General features: G+C 72.1%; 15 protein-coding genes. 9 read left to right on the forward strand and 6 right to left on the reverse strand.

Annotated elements, in window-relative coordinates:
• Positions 1-127: 127 nt before the first annotated feature.
• Positions 128-1,126: a UDP-glucuronic acid decarboxylase family protein gene (locus tag STSP_RS34615; protein WP_067284999.1), complete on the reverse strand. Its 999-nt coding sequence runs from the start codon at positions 1,124-1,126 to the stop codon at positions 128-130.
• Between the two features lie 149 nt (positions 1,127-1,275).
• Here STSP_RS34615 and STSP_RS34620 point away from each other — a divergent pair, with 149 nt between their 5' ends.
• The 7 genes from STSP_RS34620 to STSP_RS34650 are packed head-to-tail and all read left to right on the forward strand — an operon-like array spanning position 1,276 to position 9,160.
• A complete protein-coding gene (locus STSP_RS34620) occupies positions 1,276-1,866 on the forward strand; it encodes a sugar transferase (RefSeq protein ID WP_067285000.1) in 591 nt (196 codons plus the stop codon).
• An 8-nt stretch (positions 1,867-1,874) separates the two neighbouring features.
• Positions 1,875-2,759 (forward strand): glycosyltransferase family 2 protein, encoded by an 885-nt coding sequence (locus STSP_RS34625; RefSeq protein WP_067285001.1) that lies wholly within the window; start codon positions 1,875-1,877, stop codon positions 2,757-2,759.
• Complete coding sequence (locus STSP_RS34630) at positions 2,756-4,099, forward strand: O-antigen ligase family protein (protein ID WP_067285002.1); 1,344 nt, start codon at positions 2,756-2,758, stop codon at positions 4,097-4,099. The genes STSP_RS34625 and STSP_RS34630 overlap by 4 nt, the downstream gene beginning before the upstream one ends.
• A 40-nt stretch (positions 4,100-4,139) precedes the next feature.
• Positions 4,140-5,213 carry a glycosyltransferase family protein gene (locus STSP_RS34635; RefSeq protein ID WP_157902977.1) on the forward strand — a complete coding sequence of 358 codons (1,074 nt, stop codon included), beginning with the start codon at positions 4,140-4,142 and terminating at the stop codon, positions 5,211-5,213.
• Entirely contained in the window at positions 5,210-6,739 is a 1,530-nt protein-coding gene (locus STSP_RS34640) for an oligosaccharide flippase family protein (RefSeq protein WP_067285004.1), read from the forward strand. Before STSP_RS34635 ends, STSP_RS34640 begins: the two co-directional genes overlap by 4 nt.
• Positions 6,736-7,911, forward strand: a complete 1,176-nt coding sequence (locus STSP_RS34645; RefSeq protein ID WP_067285005.1) for a glycosyltransferase family 4 protein — start codon at positions 6,736-6,738, stop codon at positions 7,909-7,911. The genes STSP_RS34640 and STSP_RS34645 overlap by 4 nt, the downstream gene beginning before the upstream one ends.
• A gap of 58 nt (positions 7,912-7,969) precedes the next feature.
• Positions 7,970-9,160: a glycosyltransferase gene (locus tag STSP_RS34650; protein ID WP_067285006.1), complete on the forward strand. Its 1,191-nt coding sequence runs from the start codon at positions 7,970-7,972 to the stop codon at positions 9,158-9,160.
• A 154-nt stretch (positions 9,161-9,314) separates the two neighbouring features.
• Here STSP_RS34650 and STSP_RS34655 read toward each other — a convergent pair whose 3' ends face one another.
• The 5 genes from STSP_RS34655 to STSP_RS34675 are packed head-to-tail and all read right to left on the reverse strand — an operon-like array spanning position 9,315 to position 14,100.
• Positions 9,315-10,436, reverse strand: a complete 1,122-nt coding sequence (locus STSP_RS34655) for a glycosyltransferase family 4 protein (protein ID WP_232789912.1) — start codon at positions 10,434-10,436, stop codon at positions 9,315-9,317.
• Positions 10,433-11,605 carry a glycosyltransferase family 4 protein gene (locus tag STSP_RS34660; protein ID WP_067285007.1) on the reverse strand — a complete coding sequence of 391 codons (1,173 nt, stop codon included), beginning with the start codon at positions 11,603-11,605 and terminating at the stop codon, positions 10,433-10,435. The genes STSP_RS34655 and STSP_RS34660 overlap by 4 nt, the downstream gene beginning before the upstream one ends.
• Positions 11,606-11,644: 39 nt before the next feature.
• Positions 11,645-12,325, reverse strand: a complete 681-nt coding sequence (locus STSP_RS34665) for a TylF/MycF/NovP-related O-methyltransferase (protein ID WP_067285008.1) — start codon at positions 12,323-12,325, stop codon at positions 11,645-11,647.
• Between the two features lie 6 nt (positions 12,326-12,331).
• The gene (locus STSP_RS34670; RefSeq protein ID WP_067285009.1) at positions 12,332-13,105 is read right to left on the reverse strand and encodes a WecB/TagA/CpsF family glycosyltransferase; all 774 of its coding nucleotides are present in this window, start codon (positions 13,103-13,105) and stop codon (positions 12,332-12,334) included.
• Entirely contained in the window at positions 13,105-14,100 is a 996-nt protein-coding gene (locus STSP_RS34675) for an NAD-dependent epimerase/dehydratase family protein (protein WP_067285010.1), read from the reverse strand. Before STSP_RS34675 ends, STSP_RS34670 begins: the two co-directional genes overlap by 1 nt.
• 313 nt (positions 14,101-14,413) lie before the next feature.
• Between STSP_RS34675 and STSP_RS34680 the strand changes: the two genes are divergently transcribed.
• Together STSP_RS34680 and STSP_RS34685 are read left to right on the forward strand one after the other, a co-directional pair.
• A complete protein-coding gene (locus STSP_RS34680; protein ID WP_157902978.1) occupies positions 14,414-14,968 on the forward strand; it encodes a hypothetical protein in 555 nt (184 codons plus the stop codon).
• Positions 14,969-15,092: 124 nt separating this feature from the next.
• Positions 15,093-16,835 (forward strand): DUF4012 domain-containing protein, encoded by a 1,743-nt coding sequence (locus STSP_RS34685; protein ID WP_067285012.1) that lies wholly within the window; start codon positions 15,093-15,095, stop codon positions 16,833-16,835.
• The last annotated feature ends 23 nt before the right edge of the window (positions 16,836-16,858 follow it).

Consider the following 16,858-nt stretch of genomic DNA (forward strand, 5'->3'; position numbering starts at 1 on the left):
ACCGCAGAGGATAGGCACTTGGGCACTTCAAACCCCGGAGTCACCCGAACGACGGCACGTCATGCGGACGGCACGTGACAGCGCGGCCGGAACCGACGGGCGGCTCCCCCGGACGACCGGCCACCGGTCATGAAACCGCCAGCCCTGACGGGGCAGTTGCGGGCGCCGCCACCTCCGCCAGCACGCCCGCTCCTTTCCGCCGTTCCGCAAACCACTCGATGGTCCGCAGCAGCCCCTCCTCCACCGGAGTTCTCGGCTGCCAGCCCAGCTCGGCGGCGGCCAGCGCGATGTCCGGACGGCGCCGCCTGGGGTCGTCCTCGGGGAGCGGCACCTGCACGATGGCGGAGCGCGATCCGGTCAGCCGCCGGATCCAGTGCGCGAGTTCGAGCATCGTCACCTCGTGTGGGTTGCCCAGGTTGACCGGTCCGGAAATGGACGCGCCGAGCATCCGCAGCACGCCGTCGACCAGGTCGTCCACGTAGCACAGCGATCGGGTCTGCGAGCCGTCCCCGGTGACCGTCATGGGGGCTTCCTCCAGCGCCTGCCTGATCAGGTTGGGGACCACGCGGCCGTCGCCCGGGCGCATCCGCGGACCGAAGGTGTTGAAGATCCGGACGATCCCGGCGTCGACGCCGAGCGAGCGCCGGTACGCCATCGTCAGCGCCTCGGCGTAGCGTTTAGCCTCGTCGTAGCAGCTGCGGGGGCCCACCGGGTTGACGTTGCCCCAGTAGGACTCGGGCTGGGGATGCACCTGCGGATCTCCGTACGCCTCGGAGGTCGAGGCCAGCACGAAGCGCGCGCCGTGGGCGGCCGCCAGCTCCAGTGCGTGCCGGGTGCCCTCCGCGCCGACTCGCAGGGTGGCCAGCGGATGGCGCAGGTAGTCGGCCGGCGACGCGGGGGACGCGAAGTGCAGTACCGCGTCGACGGGGCCATCGATCTCCAGGCCGTCGACGACGTCGGAGACCAGCAGCCGGAATCCCGCACGCCCCGTCAAACGCGCGATGTTGGCCGGCTCTCCGGTGATGAAGTTGTCCACGCACACGACGTCGTCGCAGACGGATTCCAGCAGTCGCTCGCACACATGAGAACCGATGAACCCGGCTCCCCCAGTCACCACGGCACGCATGCCAGCTACCTCTCGACCTCTGGGACTACCTCTGCCGCCCGGTCACGCGTGGCGTGCCGATCAATCACGGACATCGTGAGAGAGTCCTAGCCGCAAAACAGACCTTTCGTGATGACACGTGCCAAATACCCACGAACGGATGCGGCGCAATGGTGATCAAGCGGCTGGTCGACATCGTCGGCAGCCTCGCCCTGCTTCTGCTGGCAGCTCCTCTGAGCTGCGTCATCTGCCTCGCTGTCGCCACCACCTCACCGGGCGGCGTGCTCTTCCGGCAGACGAGGGCCGGGCTCGACGGACGCCCCTTCACGATGCTCAAGTTCCGCACCATGCACGCCGGGGCGGAAACCGAACGGTCCGAGCTGACCGCGCGCAACGAGACGAACGGCCATCTGTTCAAGCTCCGCGACGACCCCAGGGTCACGCGCGTCGGACGGCTGCTACGCCGGCTCTCGCTCGACGAACTCCCCCAGCTGGTCAACGTGTTGCGCGGCGAGATGTCCCTGGTCGGCCCCCGCCCGCTGCCGCTCGCGGACTCCGGCTACACCGGCCGTGCCCGCGCCCGTCTGTCCGTACCGCCCGGGCTGACCGGCCTGTGGCAGATCAGCGGCCGGTCCGCACTCCCCTGGGAGGAGATGGTGAGGCTCGACCTGCACTACGTCGAGCACCGCTCGATCGGCATGGACCTGGCCATCCTCGTCCGCACGGTCCCAGCGGTGCTGACCGCGCGGGGCGCACACTAGGAGCCCTTTTGGAAGCCGCCCGCATCGCCGTTCTGATGACCTCCCACAACAGGCGCGAGAAGACCCTGACCGCCCTGGCCGCACTGCGCCGGCAGCGCGGCCTGCCGCCCGGCACCGCGCTCTCCGTGCATCTCGTGGACGCGGGCAGCAGCGACGGCACCGCCCGGGCGGTCGCCGAGCGCTTTCCCGACGTCGACGTGACGACGGTCGGTACGGACGTCTTCTGGGGCGAGGGGATGCGGCTGGCCGGCCACAGCAGCGACCGCCCCGACCTGCCGCCCTGCACTCACCGGTTGTGGCTCAACGACGACGTGACACTCGACGACGACGCGGTCGCCGAACTGCTGGCCACGGCGGACCGGCTGCCCGCACCTGCCGTGGTGGTCGGCGCGGTGCGCGCATCCGACGGCTCCCGCACCACGTACTCGGGCCGACGGCGTACCCGCCCCCGCTGGCATCCGCGGTCGCACGACTTCGCCCTCGTCGAGCCGACCGGGCGCCCCGAGCCGTGTGACACCTTCAACGGCAACGTCGTGCTCGTGCCACGCGCCGCATACGACAGGCTCGGTGACATCGACCGCCGCTTCCGGCATTCGATGGGCGACTACGACTACGGGCTGCGCGCCCGCCGCGCGGGCATCCCGGTCCATGTCACACCGCGCCACGTGGGTGTCTGCGACACGAACCCTCCGGGCACGGGCTCACGGGAGCCCGGCATCGGGGTACGCGAGGCGCTACGCCGGGTCACTTCCCGGCGCGAACTGCCCCTCGCCGCCTGGTGGTCGTACTGCAACCGCCATCTGTGGCCCTGGGCGCCGGTGTGGATGGTCTCGCCGTATCTGCTGACGGCCGCGCGGGCACTGACCGGTGGCCACGACCGGGCGGAGCGATGACGGCGCTGGTGACCATGGCCCCGCAGACACTCTTCATGGCGTGCGCCGGACTGCTGGTCTTCGGCGCACTGACCGTCATCTACATCCACTGTTCCGGCCTCGGCATCGGCCTGTTCGGTTGCACGGCCGCATGGGGCGTGGTCGCCGGCGCGCCGCCGTCCGTCCCGCTGGGCATCGACGCCCAGCCGGCGGACATCCTCGTCCTGGCCGCCCTGACGGCGGCACTGTTCACCCTGGTCAGCGGTCCGCGCCCGCCGTGCACGCCGGAGCTCGGGGCACTCGCCGTGCTGATGCTCCTGGTCCTCGGCTCGCTGGCCGCCGGGGCGGTCGCCCACGGTCTGCAGGCGGCCGGCAACGAGGCGCGTGTCTCGTTCCTCCATGTCTTCGGGGTCGCGGCCTACGTCGCGGTGGCGCGCCCGGGGCTCGACCTGCTGCCGGCCTTCCGCCGTGTGTGGATCGGGCTCGCACTGCTGAGCGCGCTGGTGGCGCTGATCGGCTGGTCGCGGTACGGGATCGGCTCGAACAGCAGCCAGGTGCTGATCGACGGCCGGCTGGCCAACGGCCGCCCGGTCACGGCCGTCGCGGCACTGCTGATCTGCCAGGCGGCGCTGATCATGCTCGTTCTGGGCAGGCGGTGCGCCCGGCTGCTCGCCGGGATTCTGCTGCTGGTCATGGTGCTTCTGCAACACCGGTCCGTATGGGTCTGCGCCCTCGTCATGGTGGGCGGCTGGCTGCTGCTGCGGCCCCAGCACCGGCTGCGCGCGCTGGCCGGAACGGCCGCCGCCGTCGCGGTGGCCACGGTCGTGGTGCTGCTGGGGCACGGACTAGCGCTGATGGAGACCCTGGCCCAGTCGGCATCGGACGACCGCACGATGAACTGGCGCGTGGCGGGCTGGGCCAGCCTCCTCGAACAACTGCGGGACCTGCCGGACTGGCTGCTGGGGCGGCCCTTCGGCACCGGATTCGCGCGGCTCGGCAGCGCTCACGCCGTGATCGACGTGTCGCCCCACAACTACTACCTGCAGCTGCTGCTGCGCATCGGGCTCGTGGGGCTGGCCGCGCTCGCCCTCCTGCTGGTGTGCGCTCTGTGCCGCGTAGGGCGGCGGGACAGCGTCGGGCTGCTGCTGTGGCTGCTGGTGCTCGGCGAGCTCGTCTTCTGGATCACGTATGCGCCGGGGCTCACCGGCGGCCTGCTGATCGGCCTGCTGCTGCGGTACGCCGCAGAGACGGGCCTGCGCCGGCCCGGGCGCGCGGCGCCACCGCCCCCGGTCCGGACCCTCCCTGCGACGGCCCTCGTGCAGCGTCCCGGCCGACAAGAGAACTCCCACGTACCGGTCTGACTGGAGGTCCCCTCCCATGGCGCCGCCCACCGTCCTTCACGTGACCAACGACAGGGTCCTGGACCACAACGTCAGCTTCGGCAGAGGATTCGCCGCTCTCTGCCAGGAGGGCCTCATCCGGCACCACGCGGTCGCCCCGTCCGCCGATGCGCTGCGGCACGGCCCCGCCCGGGCCTTGCGTGAACTGGCCGATGTGGCCGGGGAGATCCGGCCCGACGTGATGTTCGTCCAGCCCATCGGCTCCCTCCCGTGGACCGACGACTACCTGGCCGCACTGCTGCGCCGGGCGGGCTCGCCGCACACGCTCTTCTGGGAGGGCGACGCGATCTGCGAGGACAAGGCGAGGCGGAGCCACCGCCTGGTCTGGTACCGCGCCTCGGACACCGTGTGCGCCACGGGACTGGGCGCCACGCGCCGTGTGCTGAGCCGCTTCACCCGCCGCTCCCCGCGCTACGTCCCGAACGTGGTCCCCGGTCGGCTGCTCACCCCGGCCCCCATCCCGCCCATCGCCGAAGCGGTGCACGACGCCGTGCAGATCGGCGGTCTCTATCTGAGGTTCGGCCTGTACGAGGGCGTCGCGGGCGCACGCGAGCGGCGCCGTACCGTGCAGGGCGTCCGCCGGCTGCCCGGTTGCCGCACGGCTGTGTACGGCACGGGATGGCGCGGCCGCGGGGCGCTCGGCCCACTGCCGTACGACGCGCAGGTCAGCACGTTGCGCAGGGCGAGGTTCAGCTTCAGCTGGAGCCACTTCCCAGGCCGGCTCGGCGAGTTCTCGGACCGGCTGCCCATCAGCATGTACGCCGGCCGCCCGCACATCGGCACCCGGCCCGGCCCGGTCGGCTGGCTACCCGGCCGTGATCAGGGGCTGCTGCTGGCCGACTCGCCCGCCGAGGCCGTCGCTCTGGCGCGGGAACTGCTGGGCACCGACGACGCCACGCTCGACGCCATGGGCCGCGCCCTGCACGAGTGGGTCCGCGACCGGCTCACGGAACGGAACGCGCTGCTGCACATGCTCGGCCCGATCCTCGGCCTGCCCGCACCGCCCGCCGATCCATGGGACGCGATCACCGCGATGGAGACCCAGGACAGGGACGGGGACCGGGTGCACGCATGACGCCCCTCACCGCGCTCACGGTCCGGGGGATGCGCTGGACGTACCTCGGCACCGCGGCCGGACTCGCCGTCCAGCTCCCGTACACGGTCGCCATGGCACGGCTCCTCTCGCCCGCGGACTTCGGCCTCATGGCGATGGCCGGGCTGACGCTGCGGCTCGTCGACCACTTCGCCCGGTGCGGCCTGAGCACCGCCGTGGTGCAGCGTCCGGCGCTTACCCAGCGAGACGTCCGGGCCGTGTTCACCCTGGCCATGGCCACCGGCACCGGCGGCGTGACGGTCCTCTGGTGCATCGCCCCCTATGTCACGCGCCTGCTCCAGGCATCCCCCGAACTGACGTCCCTGTCGCGCGTCCTCGGGCTGTCCCTGCTGACCACGGCTCTGGGCGCCGTGGCGAACGGGCTGCTCCGCCGCGGCATGCGCTACCGCACCGTCGCCCTGGTCGACTTCGTCTCGTACGCCGCCGGGTACTGCGGCATCGGCCTCACGTCCGCACTCCTCGGCAGCGGTGCCTGGAGCCTCGCCCATGCCGCCCTCGGCCAGAGTCTGTCGGCGGCTCTTCTCTCGTACCTGCTGGTCAGGCACCCGGTGAAGCCGCTGTTCGACCTGCGGGCGATGCGCGGGGTCGCCGGCTTCGGCGCCACGGTCTCGGTCAACGGATTCCTCGAGTTCCTCACCGCGAACTTCGGCGGCTTCGTCATCGGCCGTTGCGCGGGCGCCACGGCGGCGGGGCTCCACAACCGTGCCGCGTATCTGACCGCGCTGCCGCTCGAGCAGCTGTCGGGCGCAGCGAGCAAGGTCCTCTTCCCCGCCTTCAGCCGCATCCAGGGCCAGAGCGGCCGGCTCGGCGCCGTGTACGCCGACTGCACCGCGCTGACCACATTGCTCTTCCTCACCCTCTCGGCGGTCATCGCGGCGAGCGGCGACCAGCTGGTGGCGGTGCTGCTCGGCGGCCAGTGGCAGGGCAGCGCGGAGCTGGTGCCGGTGCTGGCCCTGGCCTCGGCACTCAGCCTCGTGGTGCACTTCCCGGCCGTGCTGGTGGAGGCCATGGGAGCGGTGGGCGGCAAGGCCGTCATCCAGCTGGTGCAGCTGGCCGTGCTCGTGGCAGGAACGGCCATCGCGCTGTTCCTCGGCTGCGGGGTGTACGGACTGGTGGTGGTCGTACTCGTCGGACGCCTCACCGAGCACGCCCTGTACTGCTGCTGGCTGAACCGGCTGTTCCCGGCCGCCCGGCGGGCGGTGGCCAGGGCGTACGCGGAGGCCGCGGCGGTCGCCGCCGTGGTGTGGGGCGCGGTGTGGACCATCGGACGCTCGCTGGAGGGTGCGTGCCCGCCGACGGCGACGCTCACCGCACAACTGACGGCCGCGGGCGTGCTGATGCTGTGCTGCCTGCGGTACGGGACGGGGCTGTGCGCGGTGCGGGTCGCGCGCGAACGAGGACTGCTGCCGACGGTGTTCAGGCGGAAGGAGCACCAGTTCGGGCGGAAAGAGCACGAGTTCGGGCGGAAAGCACAGGAGAACGCATGAGGATCGCACTCGCGGGACCCGCGGACATCCCCCTGCTCGCCCGGCTCCTCGCCCCCGCGGCAGAACCCGGGCTCCCGCCTGGTCTCGGCAGTTCGATCATCCCGCACCTCGCCACCGAGTTCTCCCACGGCGGCCACGAGGTCACCGTGGTCACCCTGAGCCGCGGTGTGGAGCAGCCCGTACGGTGCCGGATCGGCCCGGTCGACGTGGTCGTCGGCGGCTTCCGGACACGCCATTACGCCCGGGACGCGCTCCGCGCGGAGCGCCGCACCGTAAGCGCGCTCCTGGACTCCCTCGACGTGGACCTCGCGCACGCTCACTGGACCTACGAGTTCGCTCTCGGTGCCCTCGCGACCCGCCATCCCGTCCTGGTCACCGTGCACGACTGGGCTCCCGCCGTTCTCCGCCGACGCCGCGACGCCTACCGGGCCATGCGCATGGCGATGCAGGGTGTCTGCGTTGCCAGGGCACGGCACATGACGGCGGTCTCGCCGTACGTCGGGCAGGCCCTGGCGCGCTTCGTGCCCCGCGCGGCCGCCGTCGTGCCGAACGGGGTGCCGGACGACTTCTGCGTCCCGGACGTCCGTACCACCCGCGGCACAGGCCATCGCGTCCTTTCCATCAGCACGGACTTCGACCGGCTCAAGAACGGCGCCGCCCTGATCGCCGGGTTCGCCTCCGTACGGGCCGAACTACCGGGAGTCCGGCTGACCCTGGCCGGCCACGGCTACGAGCCCGGCGGCCCTGCCGAGACCTGGGCCCGGGCGCGCGGACTGGCCGACGGCATCGTGTTCGCCGGGCCGGTACCGGCCGAGCGCGTACCCGTGCTCCTGGATGACGCGGATCTGTTCGTGGCCCCCACCCTCGAGGAGTCCTTCGGCATGACCGTTCTGGAGTCGATGGCGCGAGGACTTCCCGTCGTGGGCGGTCACCGGTCTGGGGCGGTGCCGTGGCTGCTGGACGGCGGGCGCGCGGGCGTTCTGGTCGACGTACGCAGGCCGCGGGACATCGCCCGGGGAATCCTCGGCCTCGCTCTCGACTCGGCCGGCCGGGAACGGATCGGGCGGGCGGCACTCGCGCGGGCACGCGAGTTCACCGTGTCCGCCTCGGCCGCGCGCTACCTGCGGCAGTACCGGCACGTCGTACGGGGGACGACGCGAGGCGCCCGCTGAGTCCGCCGCGTTCCCCCATCCCCTCGCCCGCCGTGAAAGCCGTACGACCGGAGGACCGATGACCCACCCGAGCGCCCCACGTCCCCTGCGCGTCCTGCACGTCTTTCCCGAACTCCGGGCGTCGGGAGCGGAGGTCATGCTGCGTTCCGCCGGAGCGGCATGGCGGGAGCACGGGATCATCCCGGACATCCTGGCCATTGGTCCTTCCACCGGCCCCTACGCCGCCGAACTGCGCGCCGCGGGTTACCGGATCCTGCACGAGAGCGACAGAAACCGTGGGCGTCTGCTGTACGGCCTGCGGAAGCTCGTCCGCTCAGAGCGCTACGACGTCGTGCATCTGCACACCGAGTGGGCCAACTTCTGGCTCGGCGCCGCCGCCCGCGCCGCCGGAGCCGGAGTCGTCCGGACCGTCCACAACGTCTTCGAGTTCGAACGGCTCCTGCGCCTCGAACGCGCCGTGCAGCGGCGTATCACTGCCAGGGCCCGTTCCTGGACCCACGTGGCGGTCAGCGCCAGCGTGGCCGCCAACGAGGAGCGCCGTTTCGGCCCCCGCCCCCGGGTCATCGACAACTGGTGCGACGGCTGCTTCGAGCCGCCCACACCCGGCCGGCGTGCCGCCGCCAGGTCCGCGCTGGGACTCGCCGACCACCACATCGCCCTGGTGAGCGTCGGCAACTGCGCCCCGCAGAAGCGGCACGAAGCCGTCCTCCAGGCCATGGGTGACCCCTCCGCACCGGACGACCTCGTGTACGTACACGTCGGCCAGGAGAAGCCGGACCAGGGCGAACGGCAGCTCGCCCGCGAGCTCGGCCTCGGGGAACGCGTCCGGTTCCTGGGCTGCGTGCACCCGCTGGACGCGCTGCACGCAGCCGACGTCTTCGTCATGCCGTCCACGCACGAGGGCTCCAGCGTGGCCGCCATCGAGGCGCTCTCCACCGGACTGCCGCTGGTCCTCGCGAATGCGCCCGGCCTGCGGGACCTGGCGACGCCCTCAGAGCCCTCGGTCATCCTCACCGAGGTGGATCCCGCCGCGCTCCTGGACGCCCTCGCTCGCGCGTCCCGCGGCAGGGCGCCCTTGCCCGGGCAGCGGTTCAGCATGGCGCGGAGTGTGGCGCAGTACGCCGAGCTCTGCCACCAGGTCGCCGCCACCCGCCGACCACGGGTGGCCGGAGGCCGGGCCTCTGTCGGTCCAGCAGCCTCTCGCGCCGCGCGGCACGATGCGCATGAAGGTCGAGCGTCTGCCCGCTGAGACCAACCGGCCGCTCGACCGGCCTGAATCCCGTAGCCGACTCGACGCCGAAGACCCGACCCCCATCCGGCGGCACAGCAACCGCCGACGGATCCTGCACCTGCCGACCGGGCCGACCCGGGCTCCGCGATCGCTCCGTCGCCGAGCTGCTCCTTCAACGGGCCGCCAGCAACCTCTCGATGCCTTCCACAGACCGGGCGCTCATGCCCTCGACGGTGTAACGGGCCGCATCGCTCCGGCAGGCCCGGCGCAGTGTCTCCAGCAGCGCCGGGCGGGTGAGGAGTCCGGCCACGGCTTCCCCGTACGCCCGCGCGCCGCCCGGCACGATCAGCGCGTTGCGGCCGTGCTCCAGGTAGCCGAACTCCGGAGCGTGGTCGGCGTCCGGGGACGCGACCAGCGGACAGCGCAGCGCGAAGGAGTCCACGGCGGCGAGCCCCACCAGGCCGGGCAGCATCAGCACGTCCGAAGCCGCGCCCGCCAGTGCCTTGGCCCGCCCCGACAGCGGGCCCAGGTACACCACACAGCGGCCTGCCGCCTGGGCCGCCCGCACTCTCGCTCTCTCCTCTCCGTCGCCCGCGACCAACAACCGGAAACCGGGCAGGCGTTCAGCGGCGTGCGCGGCCGCGGCCAGCAGGAACGGAATCCGTTTGGGGCCGTCGAGCCCTCCGAGGTAGAGGGCGGTACGACCGGGTTCGAGTGCGTGCCTGCGGCGGAACGCCGCCAGTTCCTCCTCGGTGACCGCGTCGACGGCCGCCGCCAGGGCCGTGGTGTCGATGGCGTTGTCGACGACGGTGATCCGATCGGCTGGGAACCCCTCTCGTGCGACATGCCGCGCACCCTGTTCCGTATAGGCGAAGAACCAGTCCGCCCTGCGGGTGAGCGCGGACTTCGCGGCACGCGCCAGCGGCCCGGCACGCCGGGTGTACGTGCGGCCGTGGCCGAAGAGCGCGACGGCGGGTCCGCCACGGCACGCCAGCCACGGGTAACTCTCCAGATTGCGCAGCGCCTGTTCGAGGATCAGCACGTCGGCCCCCCGGGCAAGGTCACCGATCCGCCGCCACAACAGCTCCCGGCCGCCGATATGGAACACCCGCTGGGCCAGCTGGACGGAACCCGGCAGCCGACAGCTGTCGCCCCGGGCGGCGAGTGCCCCGGTGGGGCGGCCGTGCGCCACTGTGAGGTCGATGCCCCGCAAGGCGAGGTCCGCCGCCAGGCGTTCGAAGAACGGCACCCTGTAGCGGGCGAGATAGGGCTGCACCACGGTGACATGTGTCATGCGGGTTCCCTCACACCGGCCTTCTTCGCTGCTCCGGTTGAGGCGGCCAGGTCGGCGTACAAGGCGGTCATCCGGTCCGTCCAGATCCTCTGGGCGAAGTGGTCCGCGTACATCTGGCGGCAGTGGGCGCGCAGAGCGGGGAACCGCGCTGCGGCCTCCGCCAGCACGGGCGAAAAGGGACGGCCCCACCGCACGACGAGGCCCGTGCCGCTCTCGCGCACCGACTCCGCCACCGAAGAACCGTCGAAGGCGAGGACCGGCAGGCCCGCGGCCAGGGACTCGATGTAGACGAGCGGCACCGCACCCTCGTACACCCGGCTGGAGAAGACCAGTCCGCGCCAGGAGGGCATCCGCCGGCGCAGTTCGGACCGGTCAAGGCTGCCCAGGAACCGCACCGACCCGGGAGCCGCGGCACGGCAGGCCGCGAGGAGCGGGCCGTCCCCGACAACGTCCAGCGGCTGGTCGTCCGACCATTGGCCGAGGAGTTCGAGCACGCCCTTCTCGGGCGTGAGGCGGGCGGCGACCAGCCAGCGGCCGGTGTCGCCGGGCGGGTCCTGGTGGAGCGGTGCTTCGACGAAGTTGGGTACGAGCGCGAGGCGTTCGGCCGCCACTCCCGCGCGCAGATACGTACGCAGGCTCAGCGTGGACAGCACCACGAGCCGGTCGGCGCGGGCGAGCAGCGGATCCGCCGCGGCGCCGTGCCGGCCCGCCCAGGCCAGGGGAAGCGTCGCGAGCCGCGAGTCCCGGTAGCAGCCGTGGCGCAGGCCCGCCCACCGCTCGCCGTCCAGGCAGCGGGTGCACTCCGCGCCCTGGCGGTAGAGGGTCCCGGCGGCGCACAGCGACCGGTAGTTGTGCAGCGTCGCGACGAGGGGACCGGCCCAGTCCCTCACCCAGGACCTGCCGAAATTGGGGAAGAGGTTGTGGACGTGGACGATGTCCGGGTCGTAGGCGCGGAGCAGGTGGAGGGGGTCGGCACCCCGCCCGGCCGCCACGCGCACGGCGGCCCGCAGCGGGTAGAGGGGGTCCCGGGCCAGCTCGTCGGTGTGGGCGGCGAACAGCTCCACGTCGTGGCCCGCCGCGCGCAGCGCCCGCGTCTGGTCGAGTACGGCCTCGTTCTCGCCGCTGGGCTGCCCGGAGGCGTAGAAGCTGTGGACGAGTGCGATCCTCATGCGCTCAGACTCCTCATGCGCTCAGAGACCTCATTGCGCTCAGCGGCCGAAGTCGATGTCGGCGGCCGGTCCGGTGACCACGCCCATGCCGAGGACATACCGCTCCTCGAGGCCGTGTTCGGCGACGAAGCGCCGGTAGCCGACGCGCGCCTTGTAGTCGTCGCCCTCGGGACAGTCGTCGACGACGATCACGCCGCCGGGTGCGAGCCTCGGATACACCTTGGTGAGCGCGGCGTGCACCGGCTTGGAGAGGTCGACGTCCACCAGGCAGGCCGAGATCTGCCGCGGAAGCCGCGCGGCGTCCATGCGGCAGATATCACCCTGGACGAACCTGATGTCGGGGGCGCCCATCTTCCGCGCGGAACGGCGCACGGCGGGCAGCGAGATGTAGTCGAAGGTCTTGCGGAGCCGACGCGGCGTGCCGAGGGCCACGTCCGCGTCGAACTGCTCGGGCACGAAGCCGCTGAAGGTGTCGATCGCGACGTACGGCTTGTGGACGCCGGTCTGCCGCAGCATGCGGTCGCTCCACATCGCCGTTCCGCCGAGCGAGCAGCCGACCTCGACGACCGAGCCGGTCACGTGGCGGGTCCGCATCAGGACATGGGTCCATACGTAGAGCCGCTCGGGACCGATCCTGATCGGCGGGCAGTTGTTCACGTAGGGGCCGAGAGGGGTGCGCTTGACGAGCCCGTACAGGCGGGCGCGCATGAGGCTTTCCATGGTCGATCACTCCTGGAGGGCGCGTTCCTGAAGCCGTGGAGGCCGCAGCGCGACGCGCGCCAGATAGGCGGGGTTGTTCCGGAGATAGCGGCGCCACAGCCTGCGCGGCTCCTTCGCCAGGCGGTACGCCCACTCGAGGCCGCGCTGCTGCATCCATGCCGGTGCCTGCGGTTTGAGGCCCGCATGGAAGTCGAACGCGGCGCCGACGCCGAGCAGGACGGGCGCGTCGAGACGGTCGCGGTGCTCGCCCATCCACAGCTCCTGCTTGGGTGTGGACAACCCGACCCAGACCAGATCGGCACCGGAGTCGTTGATGGTGGCGACGGCCGCCGCCGACTCCTCGGCCGTCAGCGGCCGGTACGGCGGCGAGTACGCGCCCACGATCTTCAGCCCCGGAATCCGTCCCACCAGTCGCTCGCCGAGGAGTTCCGGCACCCCCTCGGCACCGCCGTACAGGAACGACGACCAGCCCTCCTCGGCGGCCCGTTCGAGGACGGCGAGCATCAGGTCGGGCCCGTAGACACGGCGCATCCACGTCGCCCCGGCCCGCCGGCCGGCCCACACCATGGGCATGCCGTCGGGAACGGTCAGGCCGGAGGAGTTGTGGATCCGGCGGAGCACGGGGTCGCGCCGGCACTCCATGACGCCGTGCACGCCGGTGACGCACACGTAGGTGCGCCTGCGGGTCTCGACCCAGTGGGCGATCTCGTCGAGGGCCGTGTCCGGGTCGACCGCACTGATGCCGACGCCGAGCACGTCGACCCGCGGAGGGGCGGGCATCAGCGCAGGTAGGGACGGTTGTCGAGCTGTGCTTTCAGCTGGTCGTGGACCCAGCGGTAGGTGATCTCCAGGCCGTCGAGCAGAGATGTCTCCGGCTCCCAGCCGAGCTCCTTGCGGATACGGGTGTTGTCGCTGTTGCGGCCGCGTACGCCGAGCGGGCCCGGGATGTGACGGTGCTTCAGCCGCACCCCGGCGATCTGCTCGACGATCGCGTACAGCTGGTTGATGGAGACCAGCCTGTCCGAGCCGATGTTGACCGGATCGACGTGCTCGCTGCGCGTCAGGCGCAGCGTGCCCTCCACGCAGTCGTCGATGTAGGTGAAGCTGCGAGTCTGCTCGCCGTCGCCCCAGATCTCCACCTCGCGGGCGCCGGTCAGGACGGCGAGGGCGACCTTGCGGCACGCGGCGGCGGGTGCCTTCTCGCGGCCGCCGGTCCAGGTGCCGTACGGGCCGTAGACGTTGTGGTAGCGGGCGACGCGGGTGGCAAGACCGTAGTCCTCGCGGAAGTGGCGGGCCATGCGCTCGCTGAAGAGCTTCTCCCAGCCGTAGCCGTCCTCGGCCATCGCCGGGTACGCATCCTCCTCCCTCAGCGCGGGTGCGTACGCCTCGCTCTGCTTGTGCGCGGCGTACACGCAGGCGGAGGAGGAGTAGAAGTAACGGCCGACTCCCATGTCCCGGGCGGCAAGCAGCATGTGCGTGCTCGACAGCACGGACAGCATGCAGGCGGCCTTGTTGTTCTCGATGAACCCCATGCCGCCCATGTCGGCCGCGAGATGGTAGACCTCGCTCGCGCCGCCTTCGAGGACCCATAGGCAGGAGTCGTACGACGAGACGTCGGCGACCATGTTCTCAGCGCCGTCGTGGGTCTGGTACCACTCGTCGACCGGCTTGCGGTCGACCGCCCGCACGGTCCTGCCCTCGGCGAGCAGAGCCTGGGTCAGATGACCGCCGATGAAGCCTCCGGCCCCTGTCACCACCGCATCGATGGCAGCCAACACTCGCCTCCCTGACGCTCTGTTAGCAATGCGAGGCGATGGTACGTTTCGGTACATATTGCAATTTGCCGCCGCTCCGACAACGGGAGCAATCCGCGGGATCTCCACCCTGCTGGCGGGCCATCGCAGGCATCCGAGGGACAAGCAGGGGCCGCCCCTGCGCCATCGGGGACCGAGTGCTACACCATCCGGTTGTTCTGAGGGATGTCCGCGTTACTCGAGCCGCCCGCGTCCCATCTATGCAGGTATCCGATCTTGCTGTCACGGCCTGCGCTGCCGCCGGGCCTGACCCAGTTGAGGGAGCGTGGAGAAGATGACGACCTCGTCGAGATGGCGGGCAGCTCTGGCCTCGGCAGCAACCGCCGCCGTTCTCGTCGCCGCACCGCTCGTGGGGGCCGGTACCGCCCACGCGCAGTATCCGCCGGGGCCCCCGAGTCTGGGCCTGAACGCCAGCACGGTGACCGCGGGAGGCACGCTCACCTTCAGCGCGACGGGCTTCGCCGCCGGCCAGGAGGTCATCGCGTCGATCCTCTCGCGGGAGGTGGTCGTCGGCGAGTACTACGCCAACGCCGAGGGCGCGGTGTCCGCGACGGTGACCATCCCCAGCTACATCAGACCGGGCCGGCACACCTTCCAGCTCGTCGCCCACGATCCCGACCTGACCCTCCGGGCCAACATCATCGTGAGGGGGTCCGCCGGGAGGCCGGGCGCTCCCGGAGGCGGGGGACACGGCAAGGACAGGCCGCCCTATCTCGCGGACACGGGTTCGGACGACGACACCACGCTGATGCTGTCCGCCGCAGCCGGAGGGCTGGTCGCACTAGGCGCCGGAACCATGGTGGTCATGCGCCGGCGCGGGCGCCGATGACGGAGACCGCAGGATGCACTTGCCACGCTTCCCAAGGCGTCCCGGGCGTGCCCGGGACGCCTGCCGCGTACGGCTCGGTGGCTTCCGCCCTTCAGCACGACACCTGCTGCCGGCTGCCGCGGCTGTGCTCCTGACGGGCGCGGCCTGGATCGTCGTCACCGGTCTGCTCGCCCGCGCCGAGCTGCTGGCGGCCCAGCGCGACCTGGACCGGTTGCGGCAGTCGGTCGCCGGCCGAACGGCACCGGACGGCGGCGCGTCAGCCGCCGTGCAGACTCCCGCCCCGGACGCGGCGCTGCGTTCCGCGGCGTCGCATGCCGCGCGAGCGCATCGCCTCACCACCGGTCCGGCCTGGTATCCCGCCGCTCACCTGCCTTTCTTCGGCGGCCCCGTCCGCACGGTCCGCGGCGCCGCACACGCCGCGGACAGGCTGACCGGCGACGTACTGCCCCCGCTGGTGCGTACCGTCCCCGCGCTCACGGCCGGCTCACGCGAGGGTGGCGTTCCGCGGATCCTTTCCGCGCTGCGGGAGCAGGCCCCGGCGCTCGCCCGGGCCGCGCGCGTCGCGGCCGAGGTGCGGGCCGAGGTCCGCGCTCTCCCCCGTTCCACCTGGCTTCCGGCCGCGGACCGGGCCCGGACGCAGCTGTCCCGCCAACTCAACCGTCTCAGCCCAGCGGCGACCGACGCCTCGGCCGCGGCCCGCCTGCTGCCGCCGATGCTGGGCGCGGATGGAACACGCCGCTATCTCCTGGTCTTCCAGAACACGGCCGAGGCGCGCGGCACCGGCGGGCTGCCGGGCGCCTTCGCCGCGGTCACGGCCGACAAGGGCCGGCTGCGCTTCGAGCGCTTCGGGAACGACACCGAGCTGGCACACGCCAGCGCGAACGTGAGCCTCGGTGCCGAATACACAGCCCGGTACGGGAACAACGCTCCCACCAAGGTCTGGGTCAACTCGAATCTCAGCCCGCACTTTCCCTATGCGGCACGTATCTGGACGGCGGCGTGGCGCGAGCACAGCGGCCGGCGCGTGGACGGCGCCGCCGCTCTCGATCCCAGCGCCCTGAGTCGGCTTCTGCGCGCCACCGGACCGGCCCGTCTCCCCGACGGGACCGCTCTCACGGCCGACAACGCGGTGGACCTCACCGAGCGAGCCAGTTACGCGGCCTACCGGGACACCGCCGAACGCAAGGCCTTCTTCCTCGACGCCGCCCGCGCGGCCGCCGCCCGGCTCATGGACGCGGCGGACGACCCGCGCCTGCTCCCCGCCATGGTCGCCGCGATCCACGACGCACAGCGCGACGGGCATCTCAAGATGTGGAGCTCCCACCGGGCCGAGCAACGCCTGCTCGAAACCCATCCGCTCGGCGGCGCACTCCCGAACACACCCGGCCCGTTCGCCGGACTCGTCGTGAACAACGCGGCCGGCACCAAGCTGGACTACTACCTCGACCGCCGCCTGACCTGGGCGCCGGGGCACTGCACCGCCGACGGGCGGTCGGTCACCGCGACCATCACCCTCGCCAACCGGGCGCCGGCCTCGGGCCTCCCCCACTACGTCACCCAACGCGTCGACAGCCCGCCCTACCGCACACGGCCGGGCGACAACCGGCTCCTGGTGTCCTACTACGCCAGCAGGGGCGCCGGCCTGACCAGGGCCACCCTGGACGGCCGCCCGGTCCTGATGTCCCCCGCCGTGGAGCGCGGTCATCCCGTGTACACCCTCGACCTGGAGCTGCCGGCCCGATCGAGCCGCACGCTGGTGCTGCACCTGCTGGAGCCGGGAGCCGAGCGCGCCCCCGCGGTGCTGCGCCAGCCCCTCGTGACGCCGCTCCGGGCCACGCTGCCGCCGGGGCCGTCGTGCCAGGCCTGACGGGCGGCGGGGTCCGGCCACGG

Origin of the sequence: Streptomyces jeddahensis (genome assembly GCF_001642995.1) — a bacterium.
Taxonomy (GTDB): Bacteria; Actinomycetota; Actinomycetes; order Streptomycetales; family Streptomycetaceae; genus Streptomyces; species Streptomyces jeddahensis.

Excerpts from the sequence above, each read along its gene's own strand:
- STSP_RS34670 (WP_067285009.1), bottom strand. The coding sequence starts at position 13,105 with ATGCCCGCCCCTCCGCGGGTCGACGTGCTCGGCGTCGGCATCAGTGCG.
- STSP_RS34655 (WP_232789912.1), bottom strand. The coding sequence starts at position 10,436 with ATGACACATGTCACCGTGGTGCAGCCCTATCTCGCCCGCTACAGGGTG.
- STSP_RS34650 (WP_067285006.1), top strand. The coding sequence starts at position 7,970 with ATGACCCACCCGAGCGCCCCACGTCCCCTGCGCGTCCTGCACGTCTTT.
- STSP_RS34620 (WP_067285000.1), top strand. The coding sequence starts at position 1,276 with ATGGTGATCAAGCGGCTGGTCGACATCGTCGGCAGCCTCGCCCTGCTT.
- STSP_RS34680 (WP_157902978.1), top strand. The coding sequence starts at position 14,414 with ATGACGACCTCGTCGAGATGGCGGGCAGCTCTGGCCTCGGCAGCAACC.
- STSP_RS34640 (WP_067285004.1), top strand. The coding sequence starts at position 5,210 with ATGACGCCCCTCACCGCGCTCACGGTCCGGGGGATGCGCTGGACGTAC.
- STSP_RS34660 (WP_067285007.1), bottom strand. The coding sequence starts at position 11,605 with ATGAGGATCGCACTCGTCCACAGCTTCTACGCCTCCGGGCAGCCCAGC.
- STSP_RS34665 (WP_067285008.1), bottom strand. The coding sequence starts at position 12,325 with ATGGAAAGCCTCATGCGCGCCCGCCTGTACGGGCTCGTCAAGCGCACC.
- STSP_RS34615 (WP_067284999.1), bottom strand. The coding sequence starts at position 1,126 with ATGCGTGCCGTGGTGACTGGGGGAGCCGGGTTCATCGGTTCTCATGTG.
- STSP_RS34645 (WP_067285005.1), top strand. The coding sequence starts at position 6,736 with ATGAGGATCGCACTCGCGGGACCCGCGGACATCCCCCTGCTCGCCCGG.
- STSP_RS34630 (WP_067285002.1), top strand. The coding sequence starts at position 2,756 with ATGACGGCGCTGGTGACCATGGCCCCGCAGACACTCTTCATGGCGTGC.